Annotated in this window: 19 protein-coding genes; 4 read left to right on the top strand and 15 right to left on the bottom strand. The window is 71.6% G+C overall.

Annotated elements, in window-relative coordinates:
* Positions 1-195 precede the first annotated feature (195 nt).
* Genes VGN45_RS00895 through VGN45_RS00905 form a run of 3 tightly spaced genes read right to left on the bottom strand, consistent with a single transcriptional unit; the run spans position 196 to position 2,681 of the window.
* Positions 196-903: a 2OG-Fe(II) oxygenase gene (locus tag VGN45_RS00895; RefSeq protein ID WP_327458322.1), complete on the bottom strand. Its 708-nt coding sequence runs from the start codon at positions 901-903 to the stop codon at positions 196-198.
* A complete protein-coding gene (locus VGN45_RS00900; RefSeq protein ID WP_327458324.1) occupies positions 900-1,898 on the bottom strand; it encodes an NADPH:quinone oxidoreductase family protein in 999 nt (332 codons plus the stop codon). Before VGN45_RS00900 ends, VGN45_RS00895 begins: the two co-directional genes overlap by 4 nt.
* Positions 1,899-2,681 (bottom strand): 2OG-Fe(II) oxygenase, encoded by a 783-nt coding sequence (locus VGN45_RS00905; RefSeq protein WP_327458326.1) that lies wholly within the window; start codon positions 2,679-2,681, stop codon positions 1,899-1,901. It abuts the gene before it with no gap.
* 56 nt (positions 2,682-2,737) lie between these two features.
* Between VGN45_RS00905 and VGN45_RS00910 the strand changes: the two genes are divergently transcribed.
* A complete protein-coding gene (locus tag VGN45_RS00910) occupies positions 2,738-3,625 on the top strand; it encodes an isoaspartyl peptidase/L-asparaginase family protein (RefSeq protein WP_327458328.1) in 888 nt (295 codons plus the stop codon).
* Here the strand turns inward: VGN45_RS00910 and VGN45_RS00915 are convergent.
* From VGN45_RS00915 to VGN45_RS00930, 4 genes are all read right to left on the bottom strand, one after another.
* On the bottom strand, positions 3,622-4,443 hold the full coding sequence (locus VGN45_RS00915; protein ID WP_327458330.1) for a serine protease: 822 nt from the start codon (positions 4,441-4,443) through the stop codon (positions 3,622-3,624). The genes VGN45_RS00910 and VGN45_RS00915 overlap by 4 nt on opposite strands.
* Positions 4,444-4,447: 4 nt before the next feature.
* The gene (locus VGN45_RS00920; RefSeq protein ID WP_327458332.1) at positions 4,448-4,888 is read right to left on the bottom strand and encodes a DUF350 domain-containing protein; all 441 of its coding nucleotides are present in this window, start codon (positions 4,886-4,888) and stop codon (positions 4,448-4,450) included.
* A gap of 125 nt (positions 4,889-5,013) precedes the next feature.
* Complete coding sequence (gene rlmN, locus VGN45_RS00925) at positions 5,014-6,168, bottom strand: 23S rRNA (adenine(2503)-C(2))-methyltransferase RlmN (RefSeq protein ID WP_327458334.1); 1,155 nt, start codon at positions 6,166-6,168, stop codon at positions 5,014-5,016.
* Between the two features lie 61 nt (positions 6,169-6,229).
* Positions 6,230-6,628 carry a YkvA family protein gene (locus VGN45_RS00930; protein ID WP_327458336.1) on the bottom strand — a complete coding sequence of 133 codons (399 nt, stop codon included), beginning with the start codon at positions 6,626-6,628 and terminating at the stop codon, positions 6,230-6,232.
* Between the two features lie 54 nt (positions 6,629-6,682).
* On the opposite strand from VGN45_RS00930, the gene VGN45_RS00935 reads away from it, so the two are divergent.
* A complete protein-coding gene (locus VGN45_RS00935) occupies positions 6,683-7,465 on the top strand; it encodes an SDR family oxidoreductase (protein ID WP_327458338.1) in 783 nt (260 codons plus the stop codon).
* A 155-nt stretch (positions 7,466-7,620) separates the two neighbouring features.
* Here VGN45_RS00935 and VGN45_RS00940 read toward each other — a convergent pair whose 3' ends face one another.
* The 5 genes from VGN45_RS00940 to VGN45_RS00960 all read right to left on the bottom strand — a co-directional run bounded on the left by VGN45_RS00940 (position 7,621) and on the right by VGN45_RS00960 (position 13,039).
* Positions 7,621-7,953: a DUF2794 domain-containing protein gene (locus tag VGN45_RS00940; protein ID WP_327458340.1), complete on the bottom strand. Its 333-nt coding sequence runs from the start codon at positions 7,951-7,953 to the stop codon at positions 7,621-7,623.
* Between the two features lie 281 nt (positions 7,954-8,234).
* A complete protein-coding gene (locus tag VGN45_RS00945) occupies positions 8,235-9,545 on the bottom strand; it encodes a trypsin-like peptidase domain-containing protein (protein ID WP_327458342.1) in 1,311 nt (436 codons plus the stop codon).
* 24 nt (positions 9,546-9,569) lie between these two features.
* Positions 9,570-10,982, bottom strand: a complete 1,413-nt coding sequence (locus tag VGN45_RS00950; RefSeq protein WP_327458344.1) for a sensor histidine kinase — start codon at positions 10,980-10,982, stop codon at positions 9,570-9,572.
* The gene (locus tag VGN45_RS00955) at positions 10,983-11,777 is read right to left on the bottom strand and encodes a response regulator transcription factor (RefSeq protein ID WP_327458346.1); all 795 of its coding nucleotides are present in this window, start codon (positions 11,775-11,777) and stop codon (positions 10,983-10,985) included.
* A 71-nt stretch (positions 11,778-11,848) separates the two neighbouring features.
* Positions 11,849-13,039, bottom strand: a complete 1,191-nt coding sequence (locus VGN45_RS00960; RefSeq protein ID WP_327458347.1) for an acyl-CoA dehydrogenase — start codon at positions 13,037-13,039, stop codon at positions 11,849-11,851.
* Between the two features lie 129 nt (positions 13,040-13,168).
* Between VGN45_RS00960 and VGN45_RS00965 the strand changes: the two genes are divergently transcribed.
* The gene (locus tag VGN45_RS00965; RefSeq protein WP_327458348.1) at positions 13,169-13,435 is read left to right on the top strand and encodes a DUF6356 family protein; all 267 of its coding nucleotides are present in this window, start codon (positions 13,169-13,171) and stop codon (positions 13,433-13,435) included.
* A 1-nt stretch (position 13,436) separates the two neighbouring features.
* Here VGN45_RS00965 and VGN45_RS00970 read toward each other — a convergent pair whose 3' ends face one another.
* Positions 13,437-14,183, bottom strand: a complete 747-nt coding sequence (locus VGN45_RS00970; RefSeq protein ID WP_327458349.1) for a DUF2461 domain-containing protein — start codon at positions 14,181-14,183, stop codon at positions 13,437-13,439.
* Between the two features lie 78 nt (positions 14,184-14,261).
* Between VGN45_RS00970 and VGN45_RS00975 the strand changes: the two genes are divergently transcribed.
* On the top strand, positions 14,262-15,446 hold the full coding sequence (locus VGN45_RS00975) for a CaiB/BaiF CoA-transferase family protein (protein ID WP_327458350.1): 1,185 nt from the start codon (positions 14,262-14,264) through the stop codon (positions 15,444-15,446).
* Here VGN45_RS00975 and VGN45_RS00980 read toward each other — a convergent pair.
* Positions 15,443-15,892: a hypothetical protein gene (locus VGN45_RS00980; RefSeq protein ID WP_327458352.1), complete on the bottom strand. Its 450-nt coding sequence runs from the start codon at positions 15,890-15,892 to the stop codon at positions 15,443-15,445. The two genes, VGN45_RS00975 and VGN45_RS00980, sit on opposite strands and share 4 nt — an antisense overlap.
* A 48-nt stretch (positions 15,893-15,940) precedes the next feature.
* Positions 15,941-16,342, bottom strand: a complete 402-nt coding sequence (locus VGN45_RS00985) for a VOC family protein (RefSeq protein ID WP_327458354.1) — start codon at positions 16,340-16,342, stop codon at positions 15,941-15,943.
* Positions 16,343-16,345: the final 3 nt, after the last annotated feature.

Consider the following 16,345-nt stretch of genomic DNA (forward strand, 5'->3'; position numbering starts at 1 on the left):
CGAAGCCGAAACGGTAAACTCAATCCTCATCCGGGCTCCGCGCCCGGCGCTCCGCCCGCCCGCCCCAACTCCGCGTGTGAACGACGGAGCGAAGACGCGTGCGCACGTTCAAAGGAGCGCGGACCTCCAGGTCCGCGAAACACCTCCCAACCGCAAGACGCGGGCGTGGACGTCCGCGCTCCTTGCTCATGACCCTCACCCCGGCGGCGGGGTCGTGCGCCACCAGCCCGTCACCGACAGGCGCGGCTCCGGCGCGAAGTCGGCGACCTGGGTCACCAGGTGGGGCTGGGGCACGCGGAAGACGTTCAGCGTGCCGAAGGCGGGCACGAAGGTCTGCGTCACGTCGCCGGCCTCGTCCGTGAAGGCCAGAAGCCCGCCCCACTCCGGCCGCCAGCGCGGCGTCAGGTTCAGGACGTAGGCGTACAGGCGCCCGGCGTCCTCGTGCCGGTCGTCGTGGCCGTTCAGGAAGTGGCCCGGCAGATAGCGCGTCGCCTGGGCGTCGACGTAGGCGATGCGGTCGTCGCCGGTCAGCGCCCTCGTCCAGTCGAGCCAGGCCGAGTCGTTGAACAGGGCGTGCAGCCCGTCCAGCGGCGCCGGCAGCGGCAGGCCCAGAGTGCGGGCCAGTCCCAGACGGAGCCGGTCGTAGATGAACTGGAACCCCTCGGCCGCCTCCTCATGCACCATGGCGATCAGGCGCGCCTTCTCGGCCGGATCCTGGGCGTCGAAGACGGCGGCGGGCACGTCGGTCCCGAAGGGCGTGCGGATGGCCCGGTTCCAGACCATGTCGGTGCCGGCGAGCGCCCCATGCAGCCCGCGCGTCGTCTCCTCGCCCAGCGGCATCTCGACCCGCACGCGGCCCGTTTCGGCCAGCCGCGCCGCCGCCTCGGCGGGCGGCGGCGTCATTCGACGGTGACCACGATCTTGCCCAGGGCCGAGCGGTCGCCCAGCGCCTGGATGGCGTCGGCCGCCTTCTCCAGCGGGAAGGTGCGGCTGACGCGCGGCTTGATCCTGCCCTCGCTCCAGAACCGCATCAGGTCCGCGACGTTGGCCGCATGACCGGCCGGATCGCGCATCACCGCCGCGCCCCAGAAGACGCCGACCACCGACACCGACTTCAGCAGGGTCAGGTTCAGCGGCAGGCTGGGAATGCCCGCCGGGAAGCCGACCACCAGATAGCGCCCGCCCCAGTCCATCGCCCGCAACGCCGGCTCGGCATAGTCGCCGCCGACCGCGTCGTAGACCACGTCGGCGCCGTCGCGCCCGCTGGCCAGCTTCAGCTCGCCCGACAGCTCCTTCTGCGCCGCCTTGTCCATCGGCCCGGTCGGATAGATCAGCCCGTTGTCGGCGCCCGCCTCCAGCGCGAACTGCACCTTGTCGTTGGTGCTGGCCGCCGCGATCACGTGCGCGCCCATGGCCTTGCCCAGCTCGACCGCCGCCACGCCCACGCCGCCGGCGGCGCCTAGCACCAGCAGGCTTTCGCCGGCCTGAAGCTGGGCCCGGTCCTTCAGGGCGTAGTAGCTGGTGCCGTAGGTCATCAGCAGGGCCGCCCCCTCCTCGAACGACATGCCGTCCGGCATCTTGACGACCGAGGCCGCCGGCACGGCGATACGCTCCACCAGCCCGCCCCAGCCGGGCACGGCGATCACCCGGTCGCCGACCTTCAGCCCGGTGACGCCTTGGCCGAGCGCCTCCACCACGCCCGCCAGTTCGGCGCCGGGAGAGAACGGCCGCGACGGCTTGAACTGGTATTTGTCCTCAATGATCAGGGTGTCGGGGAAATTGATCCCCACGGCCTTCACCTCGATCACCACTTCGCCCTTCAGCGGCGTGGGGTCCAGCGTCGATTCGACCACCAGGGTCTCGGGCCCACCGGGCGCTTTGGACAGGACGGCGCGCATTCAGACGGACTCCTTGCGGGACGGATCCACCTGGCGGATCCAGCCGGTTATGGACAGGCGGGCGGCGCCCGCGAAAGGGACCACGCTGGACACGGCGTGGGCGCAGGGCACCCGGAAGAGGTTCAGCGCGTTCCAGGCGGGCGTATAGGCCTCGGCCACATGGCCGTCGTCGTCGATGAAGGTCAAAAGCCCGCCCCAGTCGACGCGCCACCGCGGCGTCAGGTTCAGCACATAGGCGTAAAGCCGCCCCGCCTCCGGCTTCCGGTCGTCGTGCTGGGTCAGATAGTGGCCGGGCCGGAACCGGGTCGCCTGGGCGTCGACGAAATTGGGCCGGTCGTCGCCGGTGACCCTGCGGACGAAGTCCAGAAAGCGGGGACCGTTCAGGAAGCCATAGGCCGCCGCAAGCGCCTCCGGCAGGGCCTCGCCCCGGGCCGCCATGTCGCTGACCCTCAGATTGTCGAACATGTAGTGGAAGCCGTCGCGCGCCTCCGCATGGGCGAGGTCGATCAGCCTGGCCTGAGCGTCCGCGGGCATCGCCGCCAGTTGCTCGATCGGCACGTCGACGGTCTGACCTCCGCCCAGCGTGGACAGCCACCAGAGGGTCTCCGCATGCAGCGCGGCATGGACGCGCTGCGCGGCCGATTGCGTCAGGAATCCCGGCACATGGACCCGTCCCGCCCGACCGAAGGCCGCGGCGACCCCATCGGGAGACAGGGTCGGATCGATCGAGATCGGCGATTCGCCGACGGGTCGGGCTTGCACGTCGGTTCCCTGCTCGCGCATGACGGGCCTCATCGACGGACGCTAGCGGGCGGCGAGGCCGCGCGAAAGGGGCTGCAATGGGCGGAGCACTGATCCTGCACGGCGGCGCCGGCGCGCGGCGCAGCCGGGACTATACGACCGAGCGGGCGCACATGACCGAGGTCGTCGCCCGCATGGCCGAGCGGCTGAACGCCGGCGCGGCGGCGCTGGACGTGGCGGTAGAGGCCACCGTGCTGCTGGAGGATTCCGGCCTCTACGTCGCCGGGCGAGGCGGCTCGCCCAACCTGGCTGGGGCGTTCGAGCTGGACGCCAGCCTGATGGACGGCGCGACCGGCCGCGTCGGAGCCGTCGCGGCGCTGCAGGGCTTCCGAAACCCCGTCGTCGCGGCCCGCGCCGTCATGGACCACACGCCGCACGTCCTGCTGGCGGGCGAGGGCGCGGCGCGGTTCGCCGGGGAGCGCGGTCTGGACCGGATCGAAGACGTCGACGCCTGGTTCACACGGGCCGGACAGGGCGAGGACAACCATCCGCCCGGGACGCTGGCCCACGGCACGGTCGGGTGCTGCGCGCTGGACGCGAACGGCCGATTGGCCGCCGCCACCTCCACAGCCGGGGTCTTCGGCAAGATGCCGGGCCGGGTCGGCGACAGCCCGGTGGTGGGCTGCGGCGTCTGGGCCGACGCGCGAGTTGCGGTGTCGTGCACCGGCCAGGGCGAATACTTCCTGCGCACCGTCGCCGCCGCCCGCATCGGCTGGTCGGTCGAGGCCGGGGCTTCCATCGGCGACGCCGCCCGCGCGGCCGTGAACGCGGTCGGGGCGCTGGGCGGCGACGGAGGCCTGATCGCGCTGGACGCCCGGGGCCGCGTCGCCCACCCGTTCAACAGCCAGGGCATGAAGCGCGCCTGGCTGACGCCCGAGGGCGAGGTGCACGTGGCGGTGTTCGAGGACGACGCGGCAGGCCGCTAGGCCGAAAGACAGACCACCTGCGCCACCCGCAGGTCGCGGCGCAGGGCGTCGGCCACGCGGCCGTAGTTGTCGGGCGTCACGGGCTCGCCCAGCATCGGCTCGTCGGCGCGCTGGATGCCGCGCACGGCGGGCAGGAAGGTGTCCGGCGAGGTCGTGTAGACCCGCCCACGCCGCGGCGCCTCGGCGATGGTCACGCCCACGACCCGACCATATCGGTCCAGGGCCGGCGCGCCGGACAGGCCCGACAACGTGCCGCGCAGGCCGTCGGTGCGGGCGATCTCGGCCCAGGCCAGAACGGGCTCGTCCCGCGCGCCCCGGCCCCGCACCTTGAACGTCTCGCGCCCCAACAGGCGCGTCGTCACCTCGCCGGGCCGTCCCTGCGGATAGCCGGGGTGGAAGGCCCTTTGGCCCAGCCGCAGCGGCAGGTCGCTCGGCACGTGAAGCGCCGGCGGGCCGCCGTCGGTCAGCAGCAGGGCCACGTCCGCCCGGGGCGCCAGCCGCACGTCGGCCGCCACGGCTCGCCCGCCGCCGACCACGATGGCCGGCCGGCGGCAGCCCTCGACCACGTGTCTCGCGGTGACCCAACGGCCCTCGCCCGCAATGGAGAAGGCCGTGCCCGCCGCCGGCTGAAACGGGATGTCGGGCGCAGTGACGGTGACCGTGTCGTCGAACGGCGTGACGGGGCCCAGCAGGGCGCCCTCCGCCTCGGCGGGCGGGGGCGGGGCCGGCGGGGTGTAGACGTCCTCGCGCGCCTGCACCGCCGCGACGATCAGGACCCCGACGACCGCGACGTAGACCAGCCAGTCGGGCAGGCGCATGGCGTCAGGCCGCCAGGGCCGAGGCCAGGATCAGCGCCGTCGCCAGCTTGGCCCCCACCAGCAGCACGGCGGCGGACACCTCGCCCTCGCGGATGCGTTGCGGCAGGCCGTTCAGGATCGCGTCCACCACGCGGAAGGCCAGCAGCTGGATCGCCACGGTGGCCGCGCCCCAAAGCCCGATCTCCCGCAATGAGGTGGACGACGTCAACGACACCGCCAACGGAATGGCCAGCCCGACCAACACCCCGGCGAAAGCCACCGCCGCCGCGGCGTTGCCGTCGCGGATCAGCTCGATCTCCTTCCACGGCGTCAGCGCGGCATAGATCACCGCGCCCAGCACCAGCAGCCCCAGCGTCGCCGCCAGATGCAGCAGCATGACGGGGAACCCCGCCGCGAAGGCCTGAACCTCGGCGCTGGCCAGCAGATCGGAGAGAAAGGATTCCATCGGAACGGGAGCCGCGGCGCCCCATGCGCCCGATCCGCCGTGTGCCCCAATCGCGCCCCAATCCGCAAGCGCACCGGGGACACACCCGGTGACCGAAGATTACAGCGGGCGGATCAATCGGCGGCTCAGGCCGCGTCCCGCTCCGCCTTCCTGAGCGCGGACGCCCGCACCTTCTCACTCTCGGACTTCAGCTGGCCGCAGGCGGCCAGGATGTCCCGTCCCCGCGGCGTGCGGATGGGGCTGGCGTAGCCGGCCTTGTTCAGGATGGCGGCGAAGCGTTCGATGGTGGCCCAGTCGGAGCACTGGTAGTCCGTGCCCGGCCACGGGTTGAACGGGATCAGGTTCACCTTGGCCGGGATGCCCTGGATCAGCTTGACCAGGGCGCGGGCCTCTTCCGGGCTGTCGTTGACGCCCTTCAGCATGACGTATTCGAAGGTGACCCGCCGGGCGTTGGACAGGCCGGGATAGGCGCGGATGCCGGCCATCAGCTGGTCCAGCGAGTATTTCTTGTTCAGCGGCACCAGGACGTCGCGCAGCGCGTCGTTCGTGGCGTGCAGGCTGATCGCCAGCATGGCCGCGGTGCGGTCGCCCAAGGCCGGCAGCTGGGGCACCACGCCCGAGGTCGAGACCGTGATCCGCCGCCGCGACAGGGCGATGCCCTCGTTGTCGCTGATGATGTCGATGGCGTCGGCGACGTGGTCCAGATTGTAGAGCGGCTCGCCCATGCCCATGAAGACGATGTTGGACAGGCGGCGGTCTTCCTTGGGCGACGGCCATTCCTCCAGATCGTCGCGGGCGACCTGGACCTGGGCCACGATCTCGGCGGCGGTCAGGTTGCGGACCAGCTTCTGGGTGCCGGTGTGGCAGAAGGTGCAGTTCAGCGTGCACCCCACCTGCGACGACACGCACAGGGCGCCCGCGCGGCCCACGTCGGGGATGTAGACGGTCTCGATCTCGATGCCCGGCGCGGTGCGGATCAGCCATTTGCGGGTGCCGTCCTTCGACACCTGACGCTCGACGATCTCGGGCCGGGCCAGGGTGAAGGAGTCGGCCAGCTTGGCCCGCGTCTCCTTGGCGACGTCGCTCATCATCGCGAAGTCGGTGACGCCGTAGTGGTGGATCCAGCGCCACACCTGACTGGCCCGCATCTTAGCCTTTTCGGGCGGACAGACGTCCGCTTCGATCAACGCCTGACGCAGGCCCTCGCGCGTCAGACCGGTCAGGTTGACGGGGGCGCTCGGCGCCGGCGTGGCGCGCGTCAGGTCGAGGGTCAGGCTCAAGGCAAGTCGATCCGTGTTCGGGGAGGACCGGGCTTATAGCACGAAAGGCGGCGAAGGCGTGTCAGCCTCCGCCCAGCCGCTTCAGCGCCTCGCGCGCCAGCTCGTGATGCCGCTTGCGCACGTTGGCGCCGACGGTGGCCAGAAGCGCCGCGATCACCGCCGCGTCGTCGGTGAAGCCGATGCCGGCGAAGACGTCGGGAATGGCGTCCGCCGGCATGACGAAATAGGCCAGGGCCGCCAGCATGATCCCCTTGGCCGCCGTCGGCGTCTCCGGATCGCGCGCGGCATACCAGACCGACAGGGCGCGGTCGGCGAAGGGCACGCGGCTGGCGACGCGGCGCATCTTGGGCCAGAAGCCCTTGGTCACGCGGGTCTCGTTCACCCGCTGGACGGACGGGACCAGCGCCCGCTGGGGGTCCAGCACGGCGTCCGGATCGATCGGTTTGGCATCGGCGGTCATGGCCGCTAAACCCTCGCGCAACTCAACGGTTCAGCCAACATAGGGACTGCCTCCATGAAACTCGACGGGTCGATCGCGGCGGTGGTGACGGGCGGGGCCTCGGGCCTGGGCGAGGGCACGGCGCGCGCTTTGGCGGCCAGGGGCGTGAAGGTCGCCATCTTCGACCTGAACGCGGAACGCGGCGAACAGATCGCGAAGGAGATCGGCGGCGTCTTCTGCGAGGTGAACGTGACCTCCGACGAGAGCGTCGCGGCCGGCTTCGCCAAGGCCCGCGCCGCCCACGGGCAGGAGCGCCTGACCGTCAACTGCGCCGGGATCGCCACGGGCCAGAAAACCGTCAGCCGCAACCGCGAGACGCAGGAGCCGCGGGCCCACGACATGGCCCAGTTCGAGCGCACCGTCTCGATCAACCTGTTCGGCACCTTCCGCGTCCTGTCGCAGTCGGCGACGGGCATGGTGACGCTGGATCCGATGGAGGACGGCGAGCGCGGCGCGATCGTCAACACCGCCTCGGTGGCGGCCCAGGACGGCCAGATCGGCCAGGCCGCCTATTCGGCGTCCAAGGGCGGGGTCTACGCCATGACCCTGCCGATCGCGCGCGATCTGATGAACGAGGGCGTGCGGGTCAACACCATCCTGCCCGGCATCATGTGGACGCCGATGATGGCGGGCATGGACAAGAAGGTTCAGGACGCGCTGGCCGCCATGATCCCCTTCCCCAAGCGCCTCGGCACGCCGCAGGACTATGCGAACCTGGCCCTGCACCTGGCCGAGAACACCTACATCAACGGCGAGTGCATCCGCCTCGACGGCGCGATCCGGCTGGCGCCGCGGTAGCGTTCCTTCCCCGCTCGCCGGGGAAGGTGGCTTGCGGAGCAAGACGGATGGGGTGGCTCGCGGGGCCTCGATCATAGTCCGACGGTCAGTCTGGTGACGCAGCCACCCCATCCGAGCGCTTCCGGCGCCCACCTTCCCCGGCGAGCGGGGAAGGATCAATCGACGACCGTGAACTTCCTCGCGTCGAACACCTTCAGCACGACGTCCAGCTCGCGCCCCCGCTTCAGCACCTGACCGCCGGAGCCGTAGACGGCCCACTGGCCCTGGCGGCGCTGCAAGGCCGGCCGCTTTTCGATGCGGTAAAGCGGCGCGTCGCCGGAGCGGTGGAAGATGGCGAACTCGGCCGCGTCGTCGTGGCTGAGGACCGAATAATCGCGCCACTGGCCCGCCGCGATGCCCCGGCCATAGACGCGCAGGATGCGCTCCAGTTCGCGTCTGTCGAAAAAGACGGGGCCACGCTGCGGTTCGGTCAGGGCCTCGAGGCTCATGCCTTGAGAGTGGGCACGATTCCCCCGCGGCGCCAGCCCTTCGCGCCTGACACGAAATGGCCCCGTTTCGGACTTTCACGCGCCGCCTTGGCCGATGAATGTCCCCTCATCGGCTCGCCGGGGTTCGGAGTGAACCTGGATCCTGAACAGCCCCCCCAGCCCCCCGGTTCACACCGCTTAGGGCTCCGGCGGGCCGATGCTTCCTCCAAGCGAGACGTCCGCCCCGCCACCCCTCCCCCCTCCAGGCGGCGGCGGGCGTCTTCGTTTCGGGGTCTGCCTCCCTACAGCGTGATCTGAACCTCGCCCTCTCCGCGACGGACCGTCAGCGCGCGCACGCCCTCGGCCGACAGCGCGACCGAGGCGCCGGCCAGATCGGCCACGCCAGCACCGTCAATGCCCACGATCAGATCGCCGGCGCGCAGGCCCGCCGCCGCGGCGACCGAGCCGCTCTCCACCGATTCGACCCGCAGGCCCGGCACGTCGCCCGACGCCGCCGCCAGGGTGGCGCCGCGCGCCAGCAGGCGGTCCTGCCCCATGACCACGCCCTGCGGCGTCGCCATGCGAACCTGCACCTCGCCGCCCATCTCCACGCCGTCGCGAAGCCAGGCGACGTTCAGGCGGCTGTCGGGCGCAGCGACGCCGACGGTGGCGAGGACCGAACCGGCGTTGGCCACCGGGCGCGAGTGGATGCGGGTGATGACGTCGCCGGCGCGCAGACCCGCCTGCTCGGCCGGCGATCCGGGCGCGACGTCCAGCACCACGGCGCCGCGGACGATGCCCAAACCCAGCTCCCGCGCCCGCTCGGCGGTGAGCGATCCCAGGACGGCGCCGATCTCGCCGCGCCGCACCTCGCCGAAGTCGCGCAGCTGGCCGACGACGACCAGCATGATGCGGGTCGGGACGGCGAAGGCGATGCCGTCGTTGCCGCCGCCGCCGCCCGACAGGATGGAGGTGTTGATGCCGATCAGCCGGCCCCGGCTGTCCAGCAGCGGCCCGCCGGAGTTGCCGCTGTTCACCGCCGCGTCGGTCTGGATGTAGTCCTCGACCGCGTCGCCCAGGCCCGACCGGTTCAGGCCGGAGATGACGCCCATCGTCACCGTCTGGTCCAAGCCCAGCGGATAGCCCACCGCGAACGCCACGTCGCCGGTGCGCAGGGTGTCGCTGTCGACGATCTCGACCTGCATCAGGCCGGGAGCCTCGATCTTCAGCACGGCGATGTCGGTGGCCTTGTCCGCGCCGATCAGGGTCGCGTCCAGCAGGCGCCCGTCCAGCATGTCGACGGTGAATTTGGTGCCGTTCTCGACCACGTGCTGGTTGGTGACGATGATGCCCTGTGCCGCGTCGATGATGACGCCCGAGCCGGTGGCGATCAGCTTGGGCTCGCGCGAGGCCGAGGACGGGCCCTCGGACTGACCCAGCGTCGTGACCTGCACCACGGCCGGCAGCGACTTCTCCAGCCCGCCGGCGAAGGTGAAGACGCCGCGCCGCTGGTCATAGGGGGCCGGCGCCGTCTGGGCCCAGGCCAGACCGGCGGGCGCGGCGACGGTCAGGACGGCGGCCAGGCCGAGCGAGAGGCGGACGGTGCGACGCATGAGGTTCCCCTGTTCGGCTCCACGCTAGCGCGTGAAGCGGGCCGTGACGACCGTGCCCGGATCGGCGGCGGAAATCTCCAGACTTCCCCCATGGCGACGCATGACCGCCCGGACGAAGGGCAGGCCCATGCCGTGGCTCTCTTCGCCCTGCGGGGCATCCGCACCGAAGCCCGGCCCCTGATCGGCGACGGCCAGCACGGCGCCGGGTCCGTCGGCTTTGACGGACAGGCGGATTTCGCCGCCTTCGGGCGAGAACTTCACCGCGTTGTCCACCAGATTGACCAAGGCGCGCTGCAGCAGGGAGCGGACGCCGAGCACGACCGCGGGCCCGGCCTCGACGCGGAGGGTCACCGCGCGCGCCTCGGCCAAGGGCTCGTACAGCTCGGCCGTCGCCTGGATCAGCTGGGCCAGATCGACCCGTTCGAAGGCCCAGGCCTGGCCGTCGCGCAGCATCAGGGTCTCGGCCATGGCCTGGCTGAGCCGCGCCAGATCGGCCCTGGCCTCCCCCAGCAGGCGGCGGCGCTGGGCGGCGTCGGGCGCGTCCTCCAGGGCTTCCAGCCGGGCGGTCGCGCGGGCCAGGGGCGTGCGGAAGTCGTGGGCCAGCTGGTCGGAGGAATCGCGCAGCCAGGTCAGCAGGTCGTCCAGCCGGTCCAGCGTCAGGTTCACGTGGCGGGTCAGCGGTTCCAGCTCAGGCGCCACGCCCTCCTCCGGCGCGCGACGGGACAGGTCGCCGACCGCCGCGCCTTCCAGCGCGCGACTGACGGCCGCAAGGGCCGTCGTCAGCCGGCCGCGCGCCACCACGGCTCCCGCCAGCGCGGTGATCAGGATCAACGCCGCCGCCGCCGCGACCGCCAGCACGGCGCGGAACCAGGCGTCGCCCAGCGGCGCCACCACGCGGCCCACGCGCACGTCCAGCGCCCCCACGGACTTGGCCACCACCACCACGTCCACGGCGCGGCCGGGGCACAGCTCGCCCGCCGCCAGACGGACCAGTTGCACGTCCTCGCCCAGCCCCGGCAACGGCGTCGCCGGCCGCTCGGCCAGCGCCGACAGGCCCGCCGGCTTGCCGACCGGCGCGCGGATCAGGCGCACGCCCGCCCCGCCCCGGCCCGTGCGGCAGGTCTCCTCGATCGTGACCGCGTTCTGGGCGGCGCCGGGCCCGTCCTGGAAGGCCGCCAGCCAGGTCGAGAAATAGGCGGCGTCGGCGGCGGTGACGGCGCCCTCGGCCAGGCCGGCCTCGGCGCCCAGTTTCGACGCCATGGCGGCATAGTCGGCCAAGGCCGCCAGCGCGGCCTGTTTCCGCTGCTCGGCGCGCACCGCCATGCCCGTGACGATCAGCGAGCCGGTCAGGGCGATCGCCGCCAGGACGCCGACCCCCACCGACAGCTGCGCCAGGGTGCGCCGCCCCAGCCAGGCCCGGATGCGCCCGCCCGTCACCTAGGCCGCCGGCCCCAGATCACGAAAGACGAGACTCTGGCTGCGGGCCGAGACGATCAGGGGGTGCATGTCGTCCGGCACCTCCGGACACTGCTCCTTCAGCCGCTTGCGCAGAGCCGAGATGCGGGCGTCGATGATGTTGACGAAGTTGTCGGGCAGGAAGTTCCACTCCACCCAGCAGCGGTCCCACAGCATGGTCTTGGTCACCGGCTGACCCCGCGCGCCCATCAGTTCGGACACGATGGCGAACTCCAGCGGCGACAGGTCGACCACCCGGTCATGGCATTTCAGCGTACGGGCGCCCGGCGACAGGCGGAACGGGCCGTTGGCCATTTCGGTCGGCGCGGCGGGAGCGGCCTTGCGGGCCGAGCGGCGCAGCTGGGCGGCGATGCGGGCCAGCAGCTCCTCGTCGCCGACCGGCTTGGCCAGATAGTCGTCGGCGCCGGACAGGAGCCCGTCGACCTTCTGCCGCTCGCCCCCCAGCGCCGTCAGCATCAGGGCCGGGGCATCGGCGGAGGGGCCGGCCGAGGCGCGCACGCGCTTCAGCGTCTCCAGCCCGTCGAGACCCGCCGTAAGCCGGTCCAGGATCAGCACATCATAGGCGTGGCCGGCTGCGGCCTGAAGCGCGCCCTCGCCCGCGTCGAACCGGTCGACCCGCGCGAACCCCGCCCGCCGCAGCCGCGCCTCGACGTGCTCGGCCAGCGCCGGGTCGTCCTCCAGCAACAGGGCCGAGCGCCCGGCGAACACCGGCCCCAGCAGGGCGAAGGCGTCGTCCTCGATCGCGGCGTCGGTCATGCGGAACTCCCCTGAGGCTCGCGGAACGATGACGCGGGACGGTCAGGCGGGCAAGCAGACGGTTCCTGACGTCAGAACGCGCTTTCCCCCGTGATCGCGCGGCCCAGGATCAGGGCGTGGACGTCGTGGGCGCCTTCGTAGGTGTTGACGGTTTCCAGGTTCATGGCGTGGCGCATGACGTGCATCTCGCCGGTGATGCCGGCGCCGCCGTGCATGTCGCGGGCCTCGCGCGCGATGGCCAGGGCCTTGCCGCAGTTGTTGCGCTTCATCATCGAGATGGCTTCCGGGCACCAGTCGCCGGCGTCCAGACGACGGCCCAGAGCCAGCGCGCCCTCGAAGCCCAGGAAGATCTCGGTCTGCATGTCGGCCAGCTTCTTCTGCACCAGCTGGCGCGCCGACAGCGGGCGGCCGAACAGGGTGCGCTGGGCCACGTAGTCGCGCGTCGCGTGGAAGCAGAATTCGGCCGCGCCCATGGCGCCCCAGCTGATGCCGTAGCGGGCCTTGTTCAGGCAGGAGAACGGGCCGCGCAGGCCCTTCACGCCGGGCAGCAGATTGTCCTCCGGCACCAGCACGTCGTTCAGACCGATGTCCCCGGTCACGGAGGCGCGCAGGCTCAGCTTGTCGCCGATCTTGTCGGTGGTGAAGCCGTCCATGCCACGTTCGACGACGAAGCCGCGGATTTCCCCGTCCAGCTTGGCCCAGACCACGGCCAGGTCGGCGATGGGGGAGTTGGTGATCCAGTACTTGGCCCCGTTCAGGCGATATCCGCCCGCGGCCTTCTCCGCCTTGGTCTTCATCGAGGCGGGGTCGGAGCCGCCGTCGGCCTCGGTCAGGCCGAAGCAGCCGACCAGTTCGCCCGCCGCCATGCGCGGCAGCCAGCGCATGCGCTGCTCCTCCGAGCCGAAGGCGTAGATCGGGTACATGGCCAGCGAGCTCTGCACCGACATGGCCGAGCGATAGCCGGAATCCACCGCCTCGATCTCGCGCGCGATCAAGCCGTAGGCGACGTGCGACGCGCCCGCCCCGCCGTATTGCTCCGGCAGTGTCGCGCCCAGAAAGCCCATCTCGCCCAGCTCGGTCATGATGGCGCGGTCGAAGGTCTCGTCGCGGAAGGCGGCGACGACGCGGGGCAGCAGGCGATCGCGGGCATAGCCGCGCGCGGCCCCCTGGATCATCCGCTCGTCGTCGGTCAGACGACCGTCCAGGTCCAGCGGGTCGTCCCAGCGGAAGCCTTTTGCGGGGGAAGCGGCGCCGTCGGCCATGGGCGATGTCTCTCCGATTCGAGCGGATCGGGCCGCACGAAGCGCCGCCCGACCGGGGTTGCGCGCGGTTTAGGCCAGAACGGGCTCCACGGGTAGAGGGCGGCCCCGCTGCGCGCTATGGTGCGGCACATGATCCGGACCCTGAATCGTCTGTTCGCCGAGCACCCGCGGGAAGTGGGCGAAACCTATCTGCATCACATGACCGCGTCGGGCCGGTTCGGCCTGAGGCTGATGAAACTGGCGGGGTGCGCCTTCCTGCACGCCCTGGTGCCGGGGGTGCACAAGGCGACGGTGTCGCGCTCCATCTGCCGCATGGCCGACGAGTTGGACGGTCGGGCGCGTGAGGCGCGCGAATGCCGGATGCGCGACGCGGGGGTTTGGGATCCCGGCCTCTAGATCAGCGACCGTCCAGGGCCTTCCATCCGAAATCCAGCAAAGGCCGCGCAGACGCCACGAAGTCGGCGATGAGGCGCGGCAGGTCCGGCGATCGGACCTCCGCGTCGGTCAGGGGACGGCTGACGATCCAGCGGGTGCGCTTCAGCGCGGGCTCCAGCGCGCCGCCCGCGTGGTCCTCGAACCCCTTGGGCATGCGCTTGACCGGAGCGCCGGGGTCGAGACGCAGGCCCGCCGCGGCCAGGGACGTTTCCACGCGGCCCCAGCCGGCCGGATCGGCGGCGATCGCGGCGCGCACGGCGTCGATGTGGGGGCGTTCGTCCAGATAGAAGCCGGCGGCGGCGAAGGGGCCATGGCCGTGCGGATCGTCGTGCAGGGCGTCGGGGTCGGGCCCGGGCGCGGCCGGTTCGATGTGGACGTAGGCCATGCCGGGCGCCATGCGGTCGTGCGACCCGTCGGGCTTGACGCGGGTCAGGGTGGCCGAGACGTGGGTCTTGTAGGGCCGTTTGTCCTTCGAGAAACGGGTGTCGCGATGAAGGCGGAACTGGCTGGCCCGGGGGTCGCCGGACAGGGGCACGCCGCGAGCGGCGAACTCCGCCGACAGGGCCGCGATCAGGGCGCCGAGCGCGGGCTTCAGGCCGTCGTCATAGGCCGCGCGGTGGGCGGCGAACCAGTCACGGTCGTTGTTCGCTCGAAGATCGGCCAGAAAGGCGAGGTCGCGGGACGTGAAGCCGGCGAAGGTCGTGTCCATGGCCCTCACCGTACGCCGCAGCCCTGAGGCCGTCGAGGCGCCCTTCTCGACCCGGCGCGAACGGTCTAGTCAGGCCGGATGACCCAGGGCCCTCTTCACGGCGTGCGCGTTCTGGACCTGTCCCGCGTTCTGGCGGGGCCGTGGGCGACGCAGACGCTGGCGGATCTGGGCGCCGAGGTGATCAAGATCGAGCGGCCGGGCGCGGGCGACGACACCCGGCTGTGGGGCCCGCCGTTCACGACGAGGACGGACGGATCGCGCGGCGACGCCGCCTATTTCCTGTGCGCCAACCGGGGCAAGAAATCCGTCGAGCTGGACATCGCGACGCCGGAGGGGGCCGAGGCGGTGCGGAAGCTGGCCGCCACGTGCGACGTGGTGGTCGAGAACTTCAAGACCGGCGGGCTGAAGAAGTACGGGCTGGATTGGCCTTCGCTGGAGAAGGTCAATCCCCGGCTGGTCTATTGCTCCATCACCGGCTTCGGACAGGACGGGCCGGACGCGCGCCGTGCGGGCTACGACTACATGATCCAGGCCATGGGCGGGCTGATGTCGATCACCGGCCAGCCTGACGGGGCGCCGGGGGCAGAGCCCATGAAGGTGGGCGTGGCGGTGGTCGACCTGTTCACCGGCCTGTACGCGTCCAACGCCATCCTGGCGGCGCTGATGCACGCGCGGGCGACCGGCGAAGGGCAGCACGTGGACGTCGCCCTGTTCGACGTGCAGGCGGCCATGCTGGCCAATCAGGCGACCAATTTCTTCGTCTCGGGCAAGGCGCCGACGCGGATGGGGAACGCGCACCCGAACCTCGCTCCATACCAGCCCTTTCCGTGCACGGACGGCGTCGTCATCATCGCGGTGGGCGCCGACGGCCAGTTCCGGGCGCTTTGCGGGGCGCTGGGCGCGCCGGGCATGGGATCGGACCCGCGCTTCTCGACGAATGCGGCGCGTATCGAGAACCGCGCGACCCTTACCGCCGAGCTGTCGGCCCTGACGGCCGGGCACGAGATGAAGGCGCTGATGGCCCTGCTGGAGGGCGCCGGGGTGCCGTGCGGACCCGTGAACACGGTCGATCAGGTCTTCGCCGAGCCGCAGGCCCTGCACCGCGGGCTGGAGGTCGAGCAGACCCGCGCGGACCTGTCGGCCCCGGTGCGCACCGTGGCCAGCCCCATCCGCCTGTCGAAGACCCCCGTCCGCTACGACCGCCCGCCGCCCGCGCTGGGCGCGGACACGGAAGAGGTGCTGGGCGGTCTGAAGGGCGCCTAGCCCCTCGGCGGGTCGAGCAGCACCTTGCCGATCAAAAAGACCGCCAGCATCACGGCGACGACCAGAAGCGCCGAGAGCAGCATGCCCTGCCACGCGAGCGGCCGGAGGCGGCGCGGCAGGCTGCTGCCCCAGAAGCCGCCTGTCGCCCACGCCGCGACCGCCAACGCGCCGCCCACGCCACGGGCCAAAGGCGTTGCGTCGGGCAGATCGTCCTCGTCCGCCTCGGCGAACTCGCCAGAGCGAGCGCGGGCCAGAAGATCTCGCGCCATTGCAGCTTGTGACGCAGGGGCCATGAGGCGGATGCCAAGCGCCCTCTGCATCAGAGGATCGACGGTGGTCTGGAAGCGCTCGGTGACCGACACTTCAACGTCGTGCGACGCCAGAAAGGCCGCGGCCAGATCGGCCTCATAGACGTCGGTGAAGCGGGCGATTTCGACGAGGGCCATGTGCGAGCTCAGTTCTCCAATCGCCTGCTTGATGGAACGGCGCCACATTCACGACCAGGGCCGGGCCAGGGCGGCGACGTCGGCGTAGGCCTTGATCTCGATCACATAGCCGTCCGGATCGGAGACGTAGAGCTTGGCGACGTCGGCGTCGCGGCGGGGCGGCATGGCCATGGGCGCCGAGGCCCGCTCGAGCCGCGCCAGCCAGTCCGGCCAGTCGTCCCAGCCGACGGTCGCGCCGAAATGCAGCGCTTCGCGGTACGGCGAGGGCGTCACGGCCTTGGGCATGCGGTGCAGGGTCATCTGGACGCCGAACAGCCAGACGTCGATCCAGCCCGCCGTGCGCCGTCCGACGGTTCCGCCCAGCAGGCCGGAATAGAAGGCCTCAGCCGCGTCCAGATCGGACACGGAGATCGAGAGGTGCGGGATCGACGCGGCCGGTTGGTGCGTCATCCG

The sequence above is a fragment of the Brevundimonas sp. genome, assembly GCF_035999125.1.
Taxonomy (GTDB): domain Bacteria; phylum Pseudomonadota; class Alphaproteobacteria; order Caulobacterales; family Caulobacteraceae; genus Brevundimonas.